This window comes from Nocardia testacea NBRC 100365 (assembly GCF_000308775.1).
Taxonomy (GTDB): Bacteria; Actinomycetota; Actinomycetes; order Mycobacteriales; family Mycobacteriaceae; genus Nocardia; species Nocardia testacea.
Map to the genome: position 1 here is coordinate 1 of NZ_BAGJ01000120.1, position 18541 is coordinate 18541.

General features: G+C 69.6%; 19 protein-coding genes. 6 read left to right on the forward strand and 13 right to left on the reverse strand.

Annotated elements, in window-relative coordinates; all coding sequences use genetic code 11:
- The coding region (gene dapA / locus ON38_RS16810; RefSeq protein ID WP_039825786.1) for a 4-hydroxy-tetrahydrodipicolinate synthase at positions 1-792 on the reverse strand (792 nt) is incomplete at its 3' end.
- A 148-nt stretch (positions 793-940) separates the two neighbouring features.
- Between dapA and ON38_RS16815 the strand changes: the two genes are divergently transcribed.
- Positions 941-1390: a hypothetical protein gene (locus ON38_RS16815; protein ID WP_039825771.1), complete on the forward strand. Its 450-nt coding sequence runs from the start codon at positions 941-943 to the stop codon at positions 1388-1390.
- On the opposite strand, the gene ON38_RS16820 is transcribed toward ON38_RS16815, so the two are convergent.
- The 7 genes from ON38_RS16820 to ON38_RS16850 all read right to left on the reverse strand — a co-directional run bounded on the left by ON38_RS16820 (position 1387) and on the right by ON38_RS16850 (position 7562).
- On the reverse strand, positions 1387-2424 hold the full coding sequence (locus ON38_RS16820) for a DUF8320 family protein (protein ID WP_039825772.1): 1038 nt from the start codon (positions 2422-2424) through the stop codon (positions 1387-1389). The two genes, ON38_RS16815 and ON38_RS16820, sit on opposite strands and share 4 nt — an antisense overlap.
- Complete coding sequence (locus ON38_RS16825) at positions 2405-3697, reverse strand: sensor histidine kinase (RefSeq protein WP_083872741.1); 1293 nt, start codon at positions 3695-3697, stop codon at positions 2405-2407. The genes ON38_RS16820 and ON38_RS16825 overlap by 20 nt, the downstream gene beginning before the upstream one ends.
- Positions 3694-4386, reverse strand: a complete 693-nt coding sequence (locus ON38_RS16830) for a DNA-binding response regulator (RefSeq protein ID WP_039825773.1) — start codon at positions 4384-4386, stop codon at positions 3694-3696. Before ON38_RS16830 ends, ON38_RS16825 begins: the two co-directional genes overlap by 4 nt.
- 102 nt (positions 4387-4488) lie before the next feature.
- Entirely contained in the window at positions 4489-4941 is a 453-nt protein-coding gene (locus tag ON38_RS16835) for a flavodoxin family protein (RefSeq protein WP_039825774.1), read from the reverse strand.
- Positions 4942-4964: 23 nt separating this feature from the next.
- Entirely contained in the window at positions 4965-5408 is a 444-nt protein-coding gene (locus ON38_RS16840; RefSeq protein ID WP_039825789.1) for a hypothetical protein, read from the reverse strand.
- A gap of 47 nt (positions 5409-5455) precedes the next feature.
- Positions 5456-6208: a 4-hydroxy-tetrahydrodipicolinate reductase gene (dapB, locus tag ON38_RS16845; protein ID WP_039825775.1), complete on the reverse strand. Its 753-nt coding sequence runs from the start codon at positions 6206-6208 to the stop codon at positions 5456-5458.
- Positions 6209-6461: 253 nt separating this feature from the next.
- Positions 6462-7562 (reverse strand): alcohol dehydrogenase catalytic domain-containing protein, encoded by a 1101-nt coding sequence (locus ON38_RS16850; protein ID WP_039825776.1) that lies wholly within the window; start codon positions 7560-7562, stop codon positions 6462-6464.
- Positions 7563-7697: 135 nt separating this feature from the next.
- On the opposite strand from ON38_RS16850, the gene ON38_RS16855 reads away from it, so the two are divergent.
- Positions 7698-8093: a VOC family protein gene (locus tag ON38_RS16855; protein WP_039825777.1), complete on the forward strand. Its 396-nt coding sequence runs from the start codon at positions 7698-7700 to the stop codon at positions 8091-8093.
- 2 nt (positions 8094-8095) lie between these two features.
- Here ON38_RS16855 and ON38_RS16860 read toward each other — a convergent pair whose 3' ends face one another.
- Positions 8096-9295 (reverse strand): MFS transporter, encoded by a 1200-nt coding sequence (locus tag ON38_RS16860; RefSeq protein WP_039825778.1) that lies wholly within the window; start codon positions 9293-9295, stop codon positions 8096-8098.
- 91 nt (positions 9296-9386) lie between these two features.
- On the opposite strand from ON38_RS16860, the gene ON38_RS16865 reads away from it, so the two are divergent.
- Positions 9387-9725 (forward strand): ArsR/SmtB family transcription factor, encoded by a 339-nt coding sequence (locus ON38_RS16865; protein ID WP_039825779.1) that lies wholly within the window; start codon positions 9387-9389, stop codon positions 9723-9725.
- Positions 9726-10075: 350 nt separating this feature from the next.
- Here ON38_RS16865 and ON38_RS16875 read toward each other — a convergent pair whose 3' ends face one another.
- The 4 genes from ON38_RS16875 to ON38_RS16890 form a co-directional block, all read right to left on the reverse strand.
- Entirely contained in the window at positions 10076-11491 is a 1416-nt protein-coding gene (locus ON38_RS16875) for a M16 family metallopeptidase (protein ID WP_083872742.1), read from the reverse strand.
- Positions 11466-13763 (reverse strand): polyribonucleotide nucleotidyltransferase, encoded by a 2298-nt coding sequence (locus ON38_RS16880; protein ID WP_039825781.1) that lies wholly within the window; start codon positions 13761-13763, stop codon positions 11466-11468. Before ON38_RS16880 ends, ON38_RS16875 begins: the two co-directional genes overlap by 26 nt.
- A gap of 396 nt (positions 13764-14159) precedes the next feature.
- Positions 14160-14429 (reverse strand): 30S ribosomal protein S15, encoded by a 270-nt coding sequence (gene rpsO, locus ON38_RS16885; RefSeq protein WP_039825782.1) that lies wholly within the window; start codon positions 14427-14429, stop codon positions 14160-14162.
- A gap of 188 nt (positions 14430-14617) precedes the next feature.
- Entirely contained in the window at positions 14618-15583 is a 966-nt protein-coding gene (locus ON38_RS16890; RefSeq protein ID WP_051164886.1) for a bifunctional riboflavin kinase/FAD synthetase, read from the reverse strand.
- Positions 15584-15707: 124 nt separating this feature from the next.
- Between ON38_RS16890 and ON38_RS16895 the strand changes: the two genes are divergently transcribed.
- The 3 genes from ON38_RS16895 (at position 15708) to ON38_RS16905 (ending at position 18499) form a co-directional block, all read left to right on the forward strand.
- Positions 15708-16451, forward strand: a complete 744-nt coding sequence (locus ON38_RS16895; RefSeq protein ID WP_039825791.1) for a metal-dependent transcriptional regulator — start codon at positions 15708-15710, stop codon at positions 16449-16451.
- 240 nt (positions 16452-16691) lie between these two features.
- A complete protein-coding gene (locus tag ON38_RS16900; protein WP_039825784.1) occupies positions 16692-17936 on the forward strand; it encodes an aspartate aminotransferase family protein in 1245 nt (414 codons plus the stop codon).
- Between the two features lie 68 nt (positions 17937-18004).
- On the forward strand, positions 18005-18499 hold the full coding sequence (locus ON38_RS16905; protein WP_039825785.1) for a DUF3830 family protein: 495 nt from the start codon (positions 18005-18007) through the stop codon (positions 18497-18499).
- The last annotated feature ends 42 nt before the right edge of the window (positions 18500-18541 follow it).

Genomic DNA, 18541 nt, shown 5'->3' on the forward strand with positions numbered 1-18541 from the left:
GCCCTTGGTCATCGCGACGCCGCCGAGGCGGGCCATCGCGGCATTGAGCCACAGCAGACTGGTATTGATATCGCGCGCCCGCACCACATCTCCGGCCGTGAACGCGTCCACCATTTCGCGCAGTCGTTCCGGCACCAGATGCCCGATCACGCTGATGAAACCGACCGCGCCCATCGCCAGCCACGGCAGGTTCAACATATCGTCACCGGAGTAGAAGGCCAGATCGGTTTCCGCGATGAGCGCAGCACCCGCGTTCAGATCGCCCTTGGCGTCCTTGACCGCGACGATCCGCGGGTGTTCGGCGAGCCGGCGGATGGTGTCGGAGGCGATCGGGACGACCGATCGCGGTGGAATGTCGTACAGGGTGACCGGTAGATCGGTGGCGTCGGCGACCGCGGTGAAATGCGCGTACAGGCCTTCCTGGGTGGGCCGCGAGTAGTAGGGGGTCACCACCAGCAGGCCGTGCGCGCCGGCGCGCTGGGCATTACGCGCCAGCTCGATCGAATGCGCCGTGTCATAGGTGCCGGCCCCGGCGATCACGGTCGCCCGGTTACCGACCGCGTCGACGACCGCGCGCAGCAGATCCGCCTTCTCCGATTCGGTGGTGGTCGGCGATTCGCCGGTGGTCCCGGAGATCGCGAGCAGGTCGACGCCCCGATCGACCAGACGATGTGCCAGGGAGACGCCGGTGTCTATGTCGAGCTTGCCCTCGGCACTGAAGGGGGTCACCATCGCGACACCTACTGTGCCGGACGCGCTCAACACCGGGGGCGTCGATTCACCGTTCGTCATGGTCAGAAAGGCTACCCGGTCACCTGGTACAGCTCGACACCCTCGTCTGTGTTCTCGGCCGCCGGACCGGCCACCGACAGCATGATACCGCCATCACGCCGTCATTTCCGTCCTTGAATGACATCAGTTGTGGCGTCACACTGGTGTCATGGATCTGACCCGATACACCGCCCGCATCCGTGAGGACCTGGTGGCCGCCGCCGCCCTGGGCGACGAGAAGACGCAGGCCACGGCCGCGGCGCTGGCCGGGGCGGTGGAGAACTCGGCCCGGCTGGCTCTGCTCTCGGCCCTCACCGAACTCGCCGATACCGTGAGCGCCGAACTGGGCGACCGCACCGTGCGTGTCTCCCTGCACGGCACCGAGGCCGATATCGAAGTGCGGCGCGCGCCGGCCGGCGACAATCCGAGCTTCGAGGAGATGACCGGCGATATCAGCCGGGTGACCCTGCGTCTGGTCGAACAGGTGAAGGCGCGCGCCGAGGAAGCCGCCGCACAGAGCGGGCAATCGCTGAACTCGTGGATGTCCGGGGTGGTCTCCGGCGCGCTGCGCGATCAGATGCGCGGCGGCTACGGCTCCAAACGCGACGAGCAGTCCTAGCCGGCGCTCCGGCTCGTTCCGGTCCCGGGAGCCTCCCCCGGTGCCGGGATATCGGTACGCCGGTCGTCTCCCTCGGCGCTGACCAGTACCGTCGCCAGGAGGCGCCGGCCCGGGGGTAGTACCCGGATCGTCACCGCGCCCGTCGCGGCGGCATCCAGGGCCTCGACAGCGACGCGCACGACCCGTTCCCGGAGCGCCGCGGGTGCCTGTGCGAAACCGCCGTCGTCGAGCAGCAGCACCTCGACCCCGCGGGACCGGGCGCCGCGCGCCGCGTCGCCGAGCCGGTCGGTGACCAGTTGCGGCGCGCGCAGGCTGTCCCGCAACTCGGCCTCGAGCAGCCGGCACCGCTCCCGTTCGGCCGCCGACAATTCGGCCCCGCGGGCGATCCGCTCGAGCACCGGGCGTGCGACCCGGTCCAGCCGGGCCAGCTGGCGGACACGTTCGGAATGCTCCGCCGCCAGGGTCGCCTCCGCGGCCGCGCGCATCGCCGCGTCCTCGTGCAGCGATCTCAGCGATCGCTGCGTCGGACGCAGGATCAGCGCGCACACCGAGGTCCCGGCCACGGTGCACAGTGCGATGATCGGCACGAACGGGGACCCGAGCCCGACATCCAGCGCGATATCGAGGACTGCCAGAGTCGCGGCCACCGCCGCCGCGCCGGCCCAGGCCGCACCGATGCGGCCGCGCAGCGCGAGCACGGCCAGCACGTAGGAGGAGGCATAGACCGCCCACGGGCCCCGGACCGCGCCGTCGTGGAAATTGCTATTGGTCGAAACCACCGCGGCCGGCCCGGCCAGCAGCACGGCTCCCGTGGCCGGCCACGGAAGCGGCTCGCCGGGCACGAGAAGCACGATCACCGCACCGGCCAGCATCGCGACCGACGCGGGCACCGCCTGCGCGGCCGGGACGGCCCGGAAGGTCGGCAGCATATGCAGCGCGATCGTGGTGGCCAGCCCGGCGAGAAAGAACCAACCGGCCCGGCCGCGCATACCGAGCAGTGCGCGCAGTTCGGTATCACCGTCGCTCTCGGGCATCGCCGTCCCCTCCGCGGCTGTCCCACAACAGCGTGACCTCGGTGCCGGCTCCCGGCACCGAGTCCACGAATCCGGCACCGCCGGGCAGCTGCCGCATCCGGCCCAGGATGCTGACCGACACCCCGAGCCGGTCGGGTGGCACGGCGTGCGGGTCGAAACCCGCCCCGTCATCGCGCATCACGACCCGCAGCCCGGCCGCGTCGACCGTGACCGTCACCGTGTGCCGGACAGGGCGCCCGGGCACGGCCGCATGGCGCAGACTGTTGCGGACGGCCTCGACGAGCGCCGCGGCCACCGTGCCCGCCGCGTGCCAGGGCATCCGCAATATGGCGCCGCTATCGCGCCGGCGCACCGTGCATTCGACACTCCGGCTCACTCCGTGCACTGCCGAGCACAGGAATCCGGCCACCGAATCGGCATCCAGGATCTCCGGCTGGGATTCGGCGATCCGCGTCTCGTCGAGTCGGTCGAGGGCGCGCTGGGCCTGGTCTCGCAGGACCGGTGCCGGGCCCGCGGCACGGGAGGCCTCCAGCAGTGTGGACAGCACCGCGTCGTGGATGAGGGCGGCGAACCGGGCGCGCTCCCGTTCCCGGGCGGCGGCGCCCGCGACCGCCGCCGCCAGCTCGCTCGACCGAACGGTCTCCCGGTCCACCCGGGCGCCCGCCCGGCGGGCGTACACGACACACCACAGCATGAGCAGGCACAGTGTCGCATCGCGCGCGAAGGCGTCGAGAGCCTGCGGCAGCGAGGTGGCCCCGAGCAGGAAGAACAGCGAAGCGCCGGGCAATGCCACCGCGAGCACGAGATATCCGCCCGCGAGCAGCGGATGCCACGCCAGCGCCGCCGCCAGCACCCCGACCGCCATCAGGCGGTAGGCCCACACCGGTCCCGGTGCCGCCGCGATCGACGGAAGGTGGGCGAGCAGCAGGACCATGGCGGCGAGGTAGCCCAGCGCGGCGGCTCCGGCCACCGGCCGGATCGAGCGCGGCCCGGCGCACAGCGACACCCCCACGAGCACCGGCAGCATCCCGAACGCGATCGACACGGTCAGCAGCGACCACGGCAGCGGAACCTCGCGATGCTGCAGGACGATCTCGGGTAGTTCGAACAGCGCGGCGAGGGTACCGGCCAGACCGATCACCAGTCCGAGCGCACGCAGCACCCGGTAGGCGGCCGGTTCTTGTTCCGCGCCGCGGCCGGGCGAGAGCACCGCGCGCACCCGGTGCGCCGCGTCCGGACCCGCCGCCGCGGCGGTACCGAACCCGCGCCTCACCGGCGGCGTTCGGGGACCGGCAGCCAGCCGTCCTCCACCGCCCGCTTGTACAGGTCGGTCTTGGTGGGTGCGGGACGTCCCGCATCGGCGTACTTCTGCCGGATCCGGCCCAGATAGTCGTTGACGGTCTGTTCGGACAGACCGGTCAGCCGTGCCACCCGGGCCGCCTTCTCCCCGGCGGCGTACAGCATGAGCACTTCCTCCTGCCGCGGGCTCAAGCCCACACCGGACAGCTGCGGGTCGCCGTCGATGGCCGCGGCCCAGTCGGTGGTCACCACCTGTTCGCCGGACGCGGCGCGACGGACCGCCGCGACCACCGCGGCCGCATCCTCCGATTTGCGCAGCACGCCCAGTACCCCTGCCCGTGCGGCCGAACGCACCAGATACGGATTCTCCGCACCCGTGAACACCAGTACCTCGACGCCGACGGCGCGCAGCGCGCGCACATTGTCCTCGGGCACGGAATCGTCGGCGAGGCGCAGATCCAGCAGGACCAGGTCCAACGCCCACGCGTCCCCGAGCCGGCAGGCCGGATCCGCCAGCAGTCCGTCGACCGTGGTGGCGGTCGCGACCAGCCTCAGATCCGGATGCGGCCCGAGCATCGCACCCAGCCCGATGGCCACCGATTCGTGATCCTCCACCAACCCGATCCGGCGTGGCACACCGGTTTTCGCGACAGCGTCGCTCACCTCTGAACTCCCGTCACCCCGACCCGACCCCCTGTCCCAGCAGTATGGCGGTCCGGGCGTGGCCGGGTCATCCCCTATTCCCGGCAAAGGTGAGCGATCGGGTCAGCCCATCAGCCGAGCGGCCACCGTGGCGCCCAGTTCCCAGCACCGTTCCAGATCGTTCTTCGCCGGCTTGCCCATCAGCACCACCGGATTCGCGGCCTTGACCCAGCCCAGACCGGTGGTCACCGATTCCACGCTCCGCTCGGCGCCCTCGGTGCCCTCGTTCCCGTGGATGTACAGCCCGTAGGGCCGGCCGCGGGTGCTGTCCAGACACGGGTAATAGCACGTGTCGAAAGCATGTTTCAGCGCACCGGACATATAACCCAGATTCGCCGGGGTCCCCAGCAGGTAGCCGTCGGCGGCCAGCATCTCGTCGGGAGTCAACGCCAGGGCAGCGCGCCGCACGACCTGCACACCTTCGATCTCCGGGTCGGTGGCCCCCGCGAGGACCGCCTCGAACATGGCCTGCATATGAGGGGACGGGGTGTGGTGGACGATCAGCAACCTCGGCACCCGCCGAGACTAACGGCTCGGGCTCAGGCTCCGGCCCGGCGCTCGTGTTTCTCCAGTTCCACCGCGCGGCGCATGGTGTCGCGAGCCCGCGAACGGTCGCCGGCGCAATCGTAGGCACGCGCGAGCCGGTAGGACACCCGCCAGTTGTCGGGGTCGGCTTCCCATTCCTTCTTCACCGACAGGAACAGTTCGTCGGCGGCCGCGCGTTCGATACGGCCGGACGGGCGCCGCGGCAGCTCCGCGGTATCCAATTCCAGGCCCTCGTCGTGGATCCGGCGGGCCAGCCGCTGATGATCCAGCGCCGATCGGAGCGTGGACACCACCATCCACACTCCCAGCAGCGGCAGAATCAGTACTCCGACACCGAGCGCCACGGCCGCGACGTCGCCCGAGGTCAGCAGCGACACCGCGATCCGGCCCAGCCACAGGAAGTAGAAGACCAGCGCGAGCACCAGCGCCGCAACCATCGCGACGATCTTGAAAACCTCGCGGCCGGCCCCACCGGCGGAATCGCTCACAGGTCGAGGAACGGATCGAGACCGACGGTGAGCCCCGGCCGCAGGCCGATCTGGCGCACCCCGAGCAGGACACCGGGTGCGAACGACGAGCGGTCGATCGAATCGTGGCGGATGGTCAGCGTCTCGCCCTGGGTGCCGAACAGCACCTCCTGATGGGCGACCAGACCCGCCAACCGCACCGAATGCACCCGCACCCCGCCGACCTCCGCGCCGCGGGCCCCCGCGAGTTCGGTGGTGGTGGCATCCGGGATCGGACCGGCGCCGGCCTTCTCCCGGGCCTCGGCGATGATCCCGGCGGTCCGGTAGGCGGTACCCGACGGCGCGTCGGCCTTGTTCGGGTGATGCAGCTCGATCACCTCGACCGATTCGAAGAACCGGGCGGCCTGTTCGGCGAAGCGCATGGACAGCACGGCGCCGATCGCGAAATTCGGCGCGATCAACACCCCGACCTCCGGCCGGCCGGCCAGCCGGCCGCGCACCTCGTCGAGCCGGGCCTCGTCGAACCCGGTCGTCCCGACCACGGCGTGGATCCCGTTCTCCACCAGGAACCGCAGGTTCTCCATGACCACATCGGGATGGGTGAAGTCGACAACGACCCGGGCGCCGGATTCGACGAACCGGCTCAGCGGATCGTCCTTGTCCACCGCGGCGACGAGCTCGAGATCGGCGGCCGCCTCGACGGCCGCACAGATGGCCCGCCCGACCTTGCCCTGTGCTCCCAGAACGCCGACCCGAATCGGTTCCGTCACCTCGTCACTCCCTGTCCCTGTCCGTCGTTCGACCTGCGCACCGAGCCTACTGTGTTCATTTGCGCCGCCTCCGGCGGCGCGGGGTCGAGGCCCCCTCGGTCCCGCCGTTCAGGCCTCGAGACTTGCGCCTTCGGCGCGGGCGCTTTCGAGGCCTGAACGGCGGGACGGGCCTCGACCCTTTATGGGCCTCGCTGAACTCGGCGCCGGGCCGGTTGCGTGTTCGTGGCGCGCGAAGGCGACGCGGTAACACACTTCAGAAGATGATCACCTGGCGGAGGGCGTGCCCGGCGGCGAGTTCGTCCATGGCGGCGTTGATATCGGCCAACCCGATCCGCGCGGAGATCAGTTTCTCCACCGGGAGCCGGCCGTCTCGCCACATCCGCACATATTCCGGGATATCGCGGGCGGGGACCGCCGACCCGAGATAACTGCCCACGATCGAGCGCCCCTGGGCCACCAGGCCCAGCGGTGAGATGCTGGCGCGGGCGTCGGGGGCGGGCAGGCCCACCGTCACGGTGATACCGCCGGGTGCGGTGGCCGTGACCGCGCTCTCGAAGGCCCGCGCGTTGCCGACCGCTTCGACGACCACTTCCGCCTGGATGCCCCGGTCGGCGACTTCGGCGGGCGTGTACGCGCTGCCGGCGCCGAGTTCCCGGGCCAGCGCCAACTTCTCCGGGATCGTGTCGACGGCGATGACCTCCCGGACGCCCAGGGAGACCGCCACCAGGACGGCCGCCATGCCCACCCCGCCGAGCCCGACCACCATGACCCGGTCGGTGGCCGCCGGTTTCGCCGAGTTCAGCAGGGCGCCGCCGCCGGTCAGAACCGCGCAACCGAGTACCGCGGCGACTTCCGGGGGCACGTCGTCGTCCACGGGCACCACGGAACGCCGGTCGACCACCGCGTGGGTCGCGAATCCGGAGACCCCGAGATGGTGCTGTACTTCGGCGCCGTCGCGGTGCAGTCGCCGGCCGCCGCCGAGCAGTTCGCCCGCGTTGTTGGCCGCGCTGCCGGGTATACACGGAGTCCGGCCGCCGGAGGCGCATCCCGCGCATTCGCCGCAGCGCGGCAGGAAGGTCATCACGACCCGCTGCCCGATGGGCAGATCGGTGCCGGGGCCGGCCTGGACGACCCTGCCGGAGGCCTCGTGACCGAGCAGCATCGGCACCGGCCGCACCCGGTTGCCGTCGACCACCGAGAGGTCGGAATGGCAGAGCCCGGCGGCTTCGATACGCACCAGGATCTCGCCGGGCCCCGGCTCGGCGAGCTCGAGTTCGCTGATGGTGATCGGCGCCGACTCGGCGTACGGCACCGGCGCACCGATCCGTTCCAGGACTGCCCCACGAATTCTCATGGCACCACGGTAGGCCGCGCGCGCGATTTGATCATGATCCGGTTCGGACTATTCTCGGTGGCGTGCCGGTGCTCCCGTTGGCCGCCTTGTACCGAGCCCGGGGTCGGGACCGGCACGACCCGAGGAGATATTCCTTTGTCCGTTCAGTTCAACCACACCATTGTCGGATGCCGTGACAACCGCGAATCGGCCGAATTCTGGGGCGATATCCTGGGCGTGGAACCGGGCGCCCCATGGGGGCCTTTCATTCCACTGGTCACCGGTAACGGAGTCACGTTCGATTTCGCGAACGTCCCCCCGCATATCACCGAGATCCAGGGCCAGCACTACGCGTTCCTGATCTCCGAGCAGGAATTCGACGCCGCCTACGCCAAGATCCAGCGTTACGGCCTCGAACACTGGGCCGACCCGCAGCAGAAAGCCGCGGGCGAGATCAATCACAACGACGGCGGGCGCGGGGTCTACTTCCTGGATCCCAGCGGTCACTATATGGAGTTGATCACCGTTCCCTACGGGGGATGGCCGGCGTAGCCCTACCGGGTGCCGCGACGCAATCCCAGCGTCGCGGCGCCCAGGCAGGCCACCGCCACGACGCCGACGAACCAGGGGAACACCGTGTGCAGACCCCAGGTGGTGGCGGCCCAGCCCGCGAGGACGGTGGGCAGTGCCATGGAGGTGTAGGCGAGCAGGTAATAGGCCGACATGGTCTCGCCCCGCCGGTGTTCGGGTACCACGTGGGAGAGGTGCCGGAGGGACCCGCCGAACCCGAGACCGAAGGTGGCACCGAGCAGGACACCGGCCACCAGCACCGCGGCCCAGTTGTGCGTGCCCAGCGCGGGCACTGTCAGGACCAGGGCGAGCGCCATTCCGATATCGCCGCCGACGGCCGCACGCCGGGCCGGAACCGCGGTGGCGAACAATTGCACGAGCGCGGCCGCCGTGGCGGTGGCCGCCACCACGACGCCGCCGAAGACGAGGTTGTGGATACCGGTCTGCTGCGCCGCCAGCGACGGATACAGCGACAGCAGGACACCGAGCACCGACCACGCGGCCATGACCCCCATCGCCGCGAACCAGAAATCGGCGCGGATCTCGCGGGGTACGGCAGGGCGGGCGATCCGGATCCGGCCGGCGACCCGGGCCGCGTGCGGTTCGCGCAGCGCCAGTACCCCGGCGGTGACGAGCAGGCAGATCACGCTGATCACCACATACGGTGTGCGCAGCGGATGGGGTGCGTACTGGGCCAGCAGCGCCGAGCCCATGATGGCCACCGCCATACCCACATTGAACGCGACGCCGGTGAGCTGCCCCGAGCGCGCGCCGCGATGCGGTCGCAGGTCGAGCAGCGCCGCCGCGCCCGCCACCACGGTGGCGCCGACGGCCATTCCGTGCAGGGCACGGGCGAGCAGCAGCATCGGCACGGTATCGGCGAGGACGAACACCACCAGCCCGGCGATCATCACCGCGAATGCTCCGAGTAGGACCGGTTTGCGCCCGACCACGTCGGAGATCCGCCCCGAGACGAGGACGGCGCCGAGGGCCGCGATCGCGTAGACGGCGAAGACGACGGTGGTGGTCAGTGGGGACAGATGCCACTGCTGTTCGTAGAGCCCGTAGAGCGGGGCCGGTACGCCGGAGACGCCGAGCGCCACCCCCGTCGCGCCGAGCACCAGACCGTAGGCCCAGGGTTGGATCGTTCTGTCGTCGGTGAGAACCGCCGCTGTCGCTGCCATGAGAACCCCGAAACAGGTAAGTTTGACGTTGATCGAACTGCATTGAGCCTAAACCGAGGTTCGATGATCATCAAACCCAAGCGAGTAGATCATGACGCAGACCACACCGACCACGGACTCCCCGATCCCGGTGGCCCCGCTCCCCGTGGTCCTGGCCGCGCTCCAGGACCCGGTGCGCCTGGAAATGGTCCGCCGCCTGCACAATGCGGACGACGCGGTACGCTGCGCCGCCCTCTACGATGTGATCAACAAATCGACCGCCACGCACCACTTCAAGGTGCTGCGCGACGCCGGTGTCATCGAACGCCTGATGATCGACGGACAGACCCACCAGCGCCTGCGCGCCGACGACCTCGACCGGGCCCTGCCCGGCCTGCTGGACTCCGTGGTCGGCGCCGCCAATCGCGCGGCCCCGGAGCGGCACGAGTGATCCGCCGCGTGCCCCGCGCGGGGCTCGTCACGCGCACTGGGCGACGCGCTCCCGCCGGGACAGGTCGGCGACCGACAGCACTCGTGACCCGCCGGCGCCGACCGGCGGCAATTCGACCACGCAGGTCACGGATGGCCGCATGCGGTCGGGCGGCCTGAGCCCGCAACCTGCGCCGGCCGAGCCGTCGACGGTACCGGCGTCGTGATGCCGTCGCATACCGCGATGGTGGGCAAGCGCCGGAGCGCGACCGGTAGGGTTCCACCGGCGGCACGACACGGGTACCCGCTCAACCGAGGAGGCCCGGGCAGTCGGCGCCACCGCGCATCCGACGCGCCCGGTTCCCGCGCCGATCAGCTCGCGGCGAGCCGGCGCACCGGCGCCGGCAGATCACGCGTCCGCTGGTACGGCCCCGCCACCGATGCGGCGAACGGCCGGGACAGTAGCGCCGCCGCGACCTCGCCGACCTCCTCGGTGGTCACGGCGTCGATCCGGGCCAGCGTCTCGGAAACACTGCGGTGGTTGCCGTAGCTGAGCTCGCTGCGGCCGATCCGGTTCATCCGGGACGCCGAATCCTCCAGCCCCAGCACCAGCCCGCCGCGTAGCGAACCCTTGGCCCGGGCGCATTCGGCATCGGTGATCCCGTTCGCGGCGATCTCCTCGAGCACCCCGCGGGCCAGCGTCGTCACCTCGCCGAGATTCTCCGGCTGACAGCCCAGGTACACCGAGAACGCGCCGGTATCGGCGAAGGTGTCCACACTGGAGTACACCGAGTAGGCGAGCCCGCGTTCCTCCCGGATCCGCTGGAACAGCCGGGAACTCAGGCCACCGCCGACCACCGTGTTGAGCACCGACAGCGGCCACCGCAATTGGCCCTCATGGCGGCCGTAGGCCCGCACCCCGAACACCAGATGCGCCTGTTCGCTGTCCCGGTTGGCCCAGGTCAGCCGCGGCTCGTTCCGGGTACGGAACCGGCCCTCGCGCCGCGGCGCGGGCAGGGCGCCGGGGTCGAGACGGCCGGCGACCGCGCGATGTACCAGTTCCACGGTGTGCTCGTGCTCGATATTGCCCGCGACCGCGACGACCATCCGGTCGGGGGTGTAGCGGCGCTGATGAAAGGACCGCAGCTGGCTCGCGCGCATCCCCTCGATGGATTCCACCGATCCGATGATCGGCCGGCCGATCGGGTGATCACCGAACAGCGCGGTGAGGAAGGCGTCCCCGACGAGATCCTCCGGATCGTCGTCGCGCATCGCGATCTCCTCGAGCACGACCTGCCGTTCCACATCGACGTCGGCCGCCCGGCACAAACCGTTGAGCACCACATCGGTCACCAGATCCACCGCCAGCGGCAGATCCTCGTCCACCACATGGGCGTAGTAGCAGGTCTGCTCCTTGGCGGTGAACGCGTTGAGTTCGCCGCCGACGGCATCCATGGCCTCGGCGATATCCAGCGCCGAACGACTCGGGGTGGCCTTGAACAGCAGGTGTTCCAGGAAGTGGGCCGCACCGGCGACGGTCGGGCCCTCGTCACGGGAACCGACGCCCACCCAGACCCCGACCGAGGCCGAGCGGACACCGGGCACGTGTTCGGTCACCACGCGCAGACCACCCGGCAGGACGGTACGCCGTACCCCGTAGTCGATATCGACCGTTTCGCCGATCCGCCACGCCGATGACGGACCCCCCTGCCCACTCGGGCGCAGGGGGGCCGTCGTTTTCTGCTCCGTCACACGACCAGTACTACTCGGTCGCCGCCGCGTCCGCATCGGCGGGCGCTTCGTCGGCGGTCTCGTCGACCGGGACCAGCGAGATCTTGCCGCGGTTGTCGATATCGGCGATCTCCACGCGCAGTTTGTCGCCGACGTTCACCACGTCCTCGACCTTGGCCACACGCTTGCCGTTACCCAGCTTGGAGATGTGCACCAGACCGTCACGGCCCGGCAGCAGCGAGACGAACGCGCCGAACGCGGTGGTCTTGACGACGGTGCCGAGGAACCGCTCGCCGACTTTGGGCAGCTGCGGGTTCGCGATCGCGTTGATCGCGTCGATCGCCGCCTGCGCCGACGGGCCGTCGGTGGCGCCGACGAACACGGTGCCGTCGTCCTCGATGGAGATGTTGGCGCCGGTGTCCTCGGTGATCTGATTGATCATCTTGCCCTTGGGCCCGATCACCTCGCCGATCTTGTCGACCGGGATCTTGATGGCGGTGACCCGCGGGGCGTAGGGACTCATCTCGTCCGGGGTGGCGATGGCCTCGGCCATCACGTCCAGGATGGTGGTGCGGGCGTCGTGCGCCTGACTCAGCGCACCGGCCAGCACCTGCGAGGGGATCCCGTCCAGCTTGGTGTCGAGCTGCAGGGCGGTGACGAAGCCCCGGGTGCCGGCGACCTTGAAGTCCATATCGCCGAAGGCGTCCTCGGCGCCGAGGATATCGGTCAGCGCCACATAGCGGACCTCCTGCGCACCGGCCTCGTTGGTGACGGTGTCCGACACCAGGCCCATGGCGATACCCGCGACCGGCTCCTTGAGCGGCACACCGGCATTGAGCAGCGACAGGGTCGACGCGCAGACCGAACCCATGGAGGTCGAACCGTTGGAGCTCAGCGCCTCCGACACCTGCCGGATGGCGTACGGGAACTCTTCCTGGCTCGGCAGCACCGGGATCAGCGCCCGCTCGGCCAGCGCGCCGTGGCCGATCTCGCGGCGCTTGGGCGAACCGACACGACCGGTCTCACCGGTGGAGTACGGCGGGAAGTTGTAGTGGTGCATGTAGCGCTTGGAGGTTTCCGGGCCGAGCGAATCGACCTGCTGCGCCATCTTGACCATATCGAGGGTGGTCACCCCCATGATCTGGGTTTCACCACGTTCGAACAGCGCCGAACCGTGCGCCCGCGGCACCACGGCGACCTCGGCCGACAGCGCCCGGATATCGGCCAGCCCGCGGCCGTCGATCCGGAATCCGTCGGTGAGGATGCGCTGGCGGACCAGCTTCTTGGTGACCGAGCGGAACGCAGCGCCGAGTTCCTTCTCCCGGCCCTCGAACGCCTCGCCGAGCCGCGACAGCACCTCGAGCTTGATCTCGTCGATCTTCTCTTCGCGCTCCTGCTTACCGGCGATGCCCAGCGCCTCCGACAGCGGCGCCTTCGCGGCGTCCTCGACAGCGGTGTAGGCGTCGTCGGCGTAGGGCGGGAACAGCGGGAAATCCTCGGTGGGCTTGGACGCCAGCACCGCGAGGTCCTGCTGGGCCCGGCACAGCCGCGCGATGAACGGCTTGGCGGCCTCGAGGCCCTCGGCGACCACGGTCTCGGTCGGCGCCTGGGCCCCACCGTCGATCAGGGCGATGACGTTCTCGGTGGCCTCCGCCTCGACCATCATGATCGCGACATCACCGGAGTCGGTGACCCGGCCGGCCACGACCATATCGAAGACAGCCTTCTCCAGCTGCTCGTTGGTCGGGAAGGCGACCCACTGCCCGCCGGGGGCGGTCCCGGCCGCCGGATCGTTGATCAGCGCGACCCGCACGCCGCCGACCGGACCGGAGAACGGCAGGCCCGCGATCTGGGTGGACGCCGAGGCCGCGTTGATCGCGACCACATCGTAGAGATCCTTCGGATCCAGGCTCAGTACCGTCACCACGACCTGGATCTCGTTGCGCAGGCCGTCGACGAACGACGGGCGCAGCGGCCGGTCGATCAGGCGGCAGGTCAGGATGGCGTCGGTGGAGGGGCGGCCCTCCCGGCGGAAGAACGAACCGGGGATCCGGCCCGCGGCATACATCCGCTCTTCGACATCGACGGTCAGCGGGAAGAAATCGAACTGGTCCTTGGGGTGCTTACCGGCGGTGGTCGCCGACAGCAGCATGGTCTCGTCGTCCAGGTAGGCGACGACGGATCCGGCGGCCTGTTTCGCGAGCCGGCCGGTTTCGAAGCGAATCGTGCGGGTGCCGAAGGCGCCGTTGTCGATCAGCGCGACGGATTCGAAAACACCCGGTTCGACCTCGATGGCCGAGCTTTTCGAGCGTTCAATCGTTTCTGGCATTTCTCTGTTCTCAACCTCTCGTCTCGCCGGATGCGGCGCCCGGTGGCGCGATCCGGCTGTGTCAGCCGTACCAGGTTCGAACGCGGCGCGTCGGCGGAACCGCGGTGACCGTCGGGGTCAGCGGTGGCCGTATTCGTGCTGCGGCGCGTACACCCGGCCGGGCTCCCCTTGGAGCCGGCGACGCGGAGGCGGTCATCGATCGAAGCTCTCCGGCGTATCACGTCCGGGCCGAAAAGCCACTACCGAAGACCGACGCCACGAGCGCGGGTGTGCACGGCTGGTTCTGTCGTTCCGTGCCCGGCTACCCGGTACACGAAAATGCCGACGAGGCGATTGTATGCGCCCCGTCGGCATACGTACCGCCCGGCTCGTGGAACCGGGCGTGTTCAAGATCGCTCAGCGGCGCAGGCCGAGGCGTTCGATCAGGCTGCGGTACCGGTTGATGTCCTTGTTCTGCAGGTACTTCGACAGCCGCTTGCGGCGGCCGATCAGCGCCATCAGACCGTGGCGGGTGTGGTGATCGTGCTTGTGCACCTTGAGGTGCTCGGTGATTTCGGAGATCCGCTTGGACAGCAGCGCGATCTGCGCCTCCGGCGAACCGGTGTCGGTCTCGTGCAGACCGTACTCCGCCAGGATCGATTTCTTCTGCTCGGTGGTCAACGCCATGGGGCATCCACTCCTGTTTCTCAGTTCCGCGCGCAAGAGGCCCGGTGACCACACCACCCCGCGCTCGCCGAAGGCGTGCACCGTGGTGGTCCGGCCGGATGTCCGGGTGGGGCGCCGCCGCGGACCGCAGCAGACCCGACGGGCCACCCTACCCGAGCCGTCGCCGTCCGCCCGCATCGGGCCGCCGATCAGCTCCCGGAACCGAGGATCTTGCGGGTCGTGTCCACGTCCCGGCCCATGACCGCGACCAGTTCCTCGACCGAGTCGAATTTCCGCATCCCGCGCAGATGGTCCACGAAGTCCACGGCCACATGCTGCCCGTAGAGATCGGCCTCCCGGTCCAGGACGTAGGCCTCGACCGTGCGGGCCCGCCCGGAGAAGGTGGGGTTGGTGCCGACAGAGATCGCGGCCATCACGGGCTCGCCGGGAGTCACGGTGCCGATGGTCGGCCCGGGGCCCAGCACGGTGAACCAGCCCGCGTACACCCCGTCGGCCGGGATGGCGGCATGCATGGGCGGTGCGACATTGGCCGTGGGAAAACCCAGCGTCCGGCCGCGACCGTCGCCGCGCACCACCACACCCTCGACCCGGTGCGGGCGGCCCAGCGCGTCGGCGGCGGCGGCCATATCGCCGGCGTCGACACAGGCGCGGATGTAGGTGGAGGAGAAGGTGACGGCATGCTCGCCCAGCAGGGTCACCCCGTCGACCTCGAAACCGAACCGGCCGCCGAGTTCGCGCATGGTGTCCACGGTGCCCGCGGCCTTCTTACCGAAGGTGAAATTGTCGCCCACCACCACTTCGCTGACGTGCAAGCGCTCGACCAGCAGGTCGTGCACGTACTCGCCGGGGGTGAGCTTCATGAAATCGTGGGTGAAGGGCATGACGCAGAAGACGTCGACACCCAGTTCCTCGGCGAGTTCGGCGCGCCGGGTGAGCGTGGTGAGCTGCGCCGGATGGGAACCGGGCCGGATCACCTCCATGGGATGTGGATCGAAAGTCATCAGGACCGCCGGGACACCACGCGCGGCAGCGGACTTCACCGCCCGGCTGATCAACTGCGCGTGTCCGCGATGAACACCGTCGAACACGCCGATCGTGAGAACGCACCGCCCCCAGTCCGCGGGTACGTCGTCGAGACTTCGCCACCTCTGCACAGACGCCAAGCCTACGCAAACATGCGGCCGTACCGTATTCGGGTGCGACGGGTGTTCGACTGCGCAACGCCCGGGCGAACACCGGGTTTCCCGGAGGCGGCGGGATATGTGTATCGCCCCGGAAATGCTTAAGCTCGTGATTGTGCCCGGAAAACGAGATATCGCCACCCGACGGGACCTCGCCGACGCCGGGGAATCGGTCGCTCCGGGACTGTCGTCGGTGGCCCAGGACTATCTGAAAGTCATCTGGACCGCCCAGGAGTGGTCGCAGGAGCGGGTGAGTACCAAATTGCTCGCCGAGCGGATCGGCGTCTCTGCCTCCACGGTGTCGGAGGCCGTGCGCAAATTGTCGGACCAGGGCCTGGTCGAGCACGCCCGCTACGGCTCCATCACCCTCACCGAGGAAGGCCGCCGCGCCGCCATCGATATGGTGCGCCGGCACCGCCTTATCGAGACCTTCCTGGTGAGCGAGCTGGGCTACGGCTGGGACGAGGTGCACGACGAGGCGGAGATCCTCGAGCACGCGGTCTCGGATCTGCTGATGGCCCGGATCGACGCGAAACTGGGCTTCCCCGACCGGGACCCACACGGCGACCCGATTCCGTCGGTGGACGGGGCGGTGCCCACGCCACCGGCGCGCCGATTGAGTGATTTCGAGGCCGGCGAGTCGGGCCGGGTGGCCCGTATCTCCGACTCCGATCCGGAGATGCTGCGGTATTTCGATTCGGTGGGCATCGCCCTGGACACGGTGATCGTCGTGGTGGAGCGGCGAGATTTCGCGGGCACCATCGCGGTGCGGATCGGACGCGAGGAATCCCTGACCGATCTGGGCAGTATCGCCGCCGAGGCCATCTGGCTGCGGGAATGATCCCGGGGCCGCCGCGACCGGACCGGGCGGCCGGGATGGGCACATCGCGCGACACGCGGGCGACAACAGGCCGGCCGAACGGATAGACCACCGACCCGCGCGGTCTGAGCCATTGCCGCGGGCAGTGTCGCCGTGCTATTCATATTGTCAACAATCCGACAATTCCGAGTGGCTTCCACTCGGCCTCGCACACCCGTCGGTCCGGCGCGCCGCACCGACTGTCCCGGGAGGCGGAACACCATGGCCGAACTTTCCCCGATCCTGAAACAGGCCACACCGGTCACCGTCGATCACGGCGCCGGGTGCTACCTCTACGACGTCGACGGGCGCCGGTTCCTCGACTTCACCGCCGGTATCGGCGTCACCAGTACCGGCCACTGCCATCCCCGGGTCGTCGCGGCGGCGCAGGAGCAGGTCGGCAAGCTGATCCACGGCCAGTACACGACCGTGATGCACCGGCCGATGCTGGAACTGACCGAACGCCTGGGCACCGTGCTACCCGAGGGGCTCGACTCGGTGTTCTACGCCAACTCCGGCAGCGAGGCCGTCGAAGCGGCGCTGCGGCTGGCCCGGCAGGCCACCGGCCGGCCCAATGTGATCGTCTTCCACGGCGGCTTCCACGGCCGCACCGTCGCCGCCGCCACCATGACCACCTCCGGCACCCGCTTCTCCGCCGGTTTCAGCCCCCTGATGCCGGGCGTGCACGTGGCGCCCTTCCCCACCGCCTTCCGGTACGGCTGGACCGAGGCCGAGGCCACCGCCTTCGCGCTGCGCGAACTCGACTACATCTTCGCCACCCTCACCTCCCCCGCGGAGACGGCCGCGTTCATCGTGGAGCCCGTACTGGGTGAGGGCGGCTACATTCCCGGCAACCGCGAGTTCTTCCAGGGCCTGCGCGAACGCGCCGACCGCTACGGCATCCTGCTGATCTTCGACGAGATCCAGACCGGCTTCGGCCGCACCGGGAAATTCTTCGGCCATCAGCATTTCGACGTCCGCCCCGATGTGATCACCATGGCGAAAGGTCTGGCCAGCGGCTTCCCCATCTCCGGGATCGCCGCCTCGGCCGAGCTCATGGGCAAGGCCTGGCCCGGATCGCAGGGTGGCACCTACGGCGGTAATGCGGTGGCCTGCGCGGCCGCCCTGGCCACCCTCGACGTGATCGAATCGGAGGGCCTGGTCGAGAACGCGGCGGTCCGCGGCGGGCAACTGCTGGCCGGTGTGCGCGCGGCCGAGACGAAAGCCGTCGGCGATGTCCGGGGTCTCGGCCTGCTGGTGGGTTCGGAGTTCACCACCCCCGACCGCACCCCCGATCGGGAAACCGCCACCGCGGCCCAGCAACTGGCCGCCACCAAGGGCCTACTGCTGCTGACGTGCGGGGCCCATATGAACGTGGTGCGGATGATCCCGCCGCTCATCGTGTCCGAAGCCCAGATCTCCGACGCCCTGACCATCTGGTCGGAGGTCCTCGCCGAACTGGGGTAGCCGACCCACCCCGCCGAAACCCGGGCGACCTCACCCATCCCACCCGTACGACGCCCCAGGACGGATCGATGGCCCGCTACATGACGATCACCCTCACCAAGACCGGACTCACCTGCCGCGCCCGCTTGCTCGACGACGAGGCGCCGCGTACCTGCGCCGCAGTATGGGAGGCCCTCCCCCAGGAGGGGGATGCCTTCCACGCCAAATACGCCCGCAACGAGCTGTACACGCTGGTGCCCCGGATCCCCGGCGCCCCGCATCGGGAGAACCCCACGGTCACCCCCATCCCGGGTGATGTCTGCCTGTTCGATTTCGAGCCGTGGGAGATCGGCAATCCCGCCTACGGGTACGAACCGGGATCGGCCGCCCATCACGATCAGGGCGCTACCGATCTGGCACTGTTCTACGGCCGCAACAATCTGCTCATCAACGGCGACCTGGGCTGGGTACCCGGCAATGTCTTCGCCACCATCGAGGACGGCCTGCCCGAACTGGCCACCGCCTGCAATGCGCTGTGGTTGCACGGGGTGGTCGGGGAAACGCTCGCCTTCGCCCGGGCCTAGCTGTGTTTATTTGCGGCGCCTTCGGCGCCGCCGGGGTTGAGG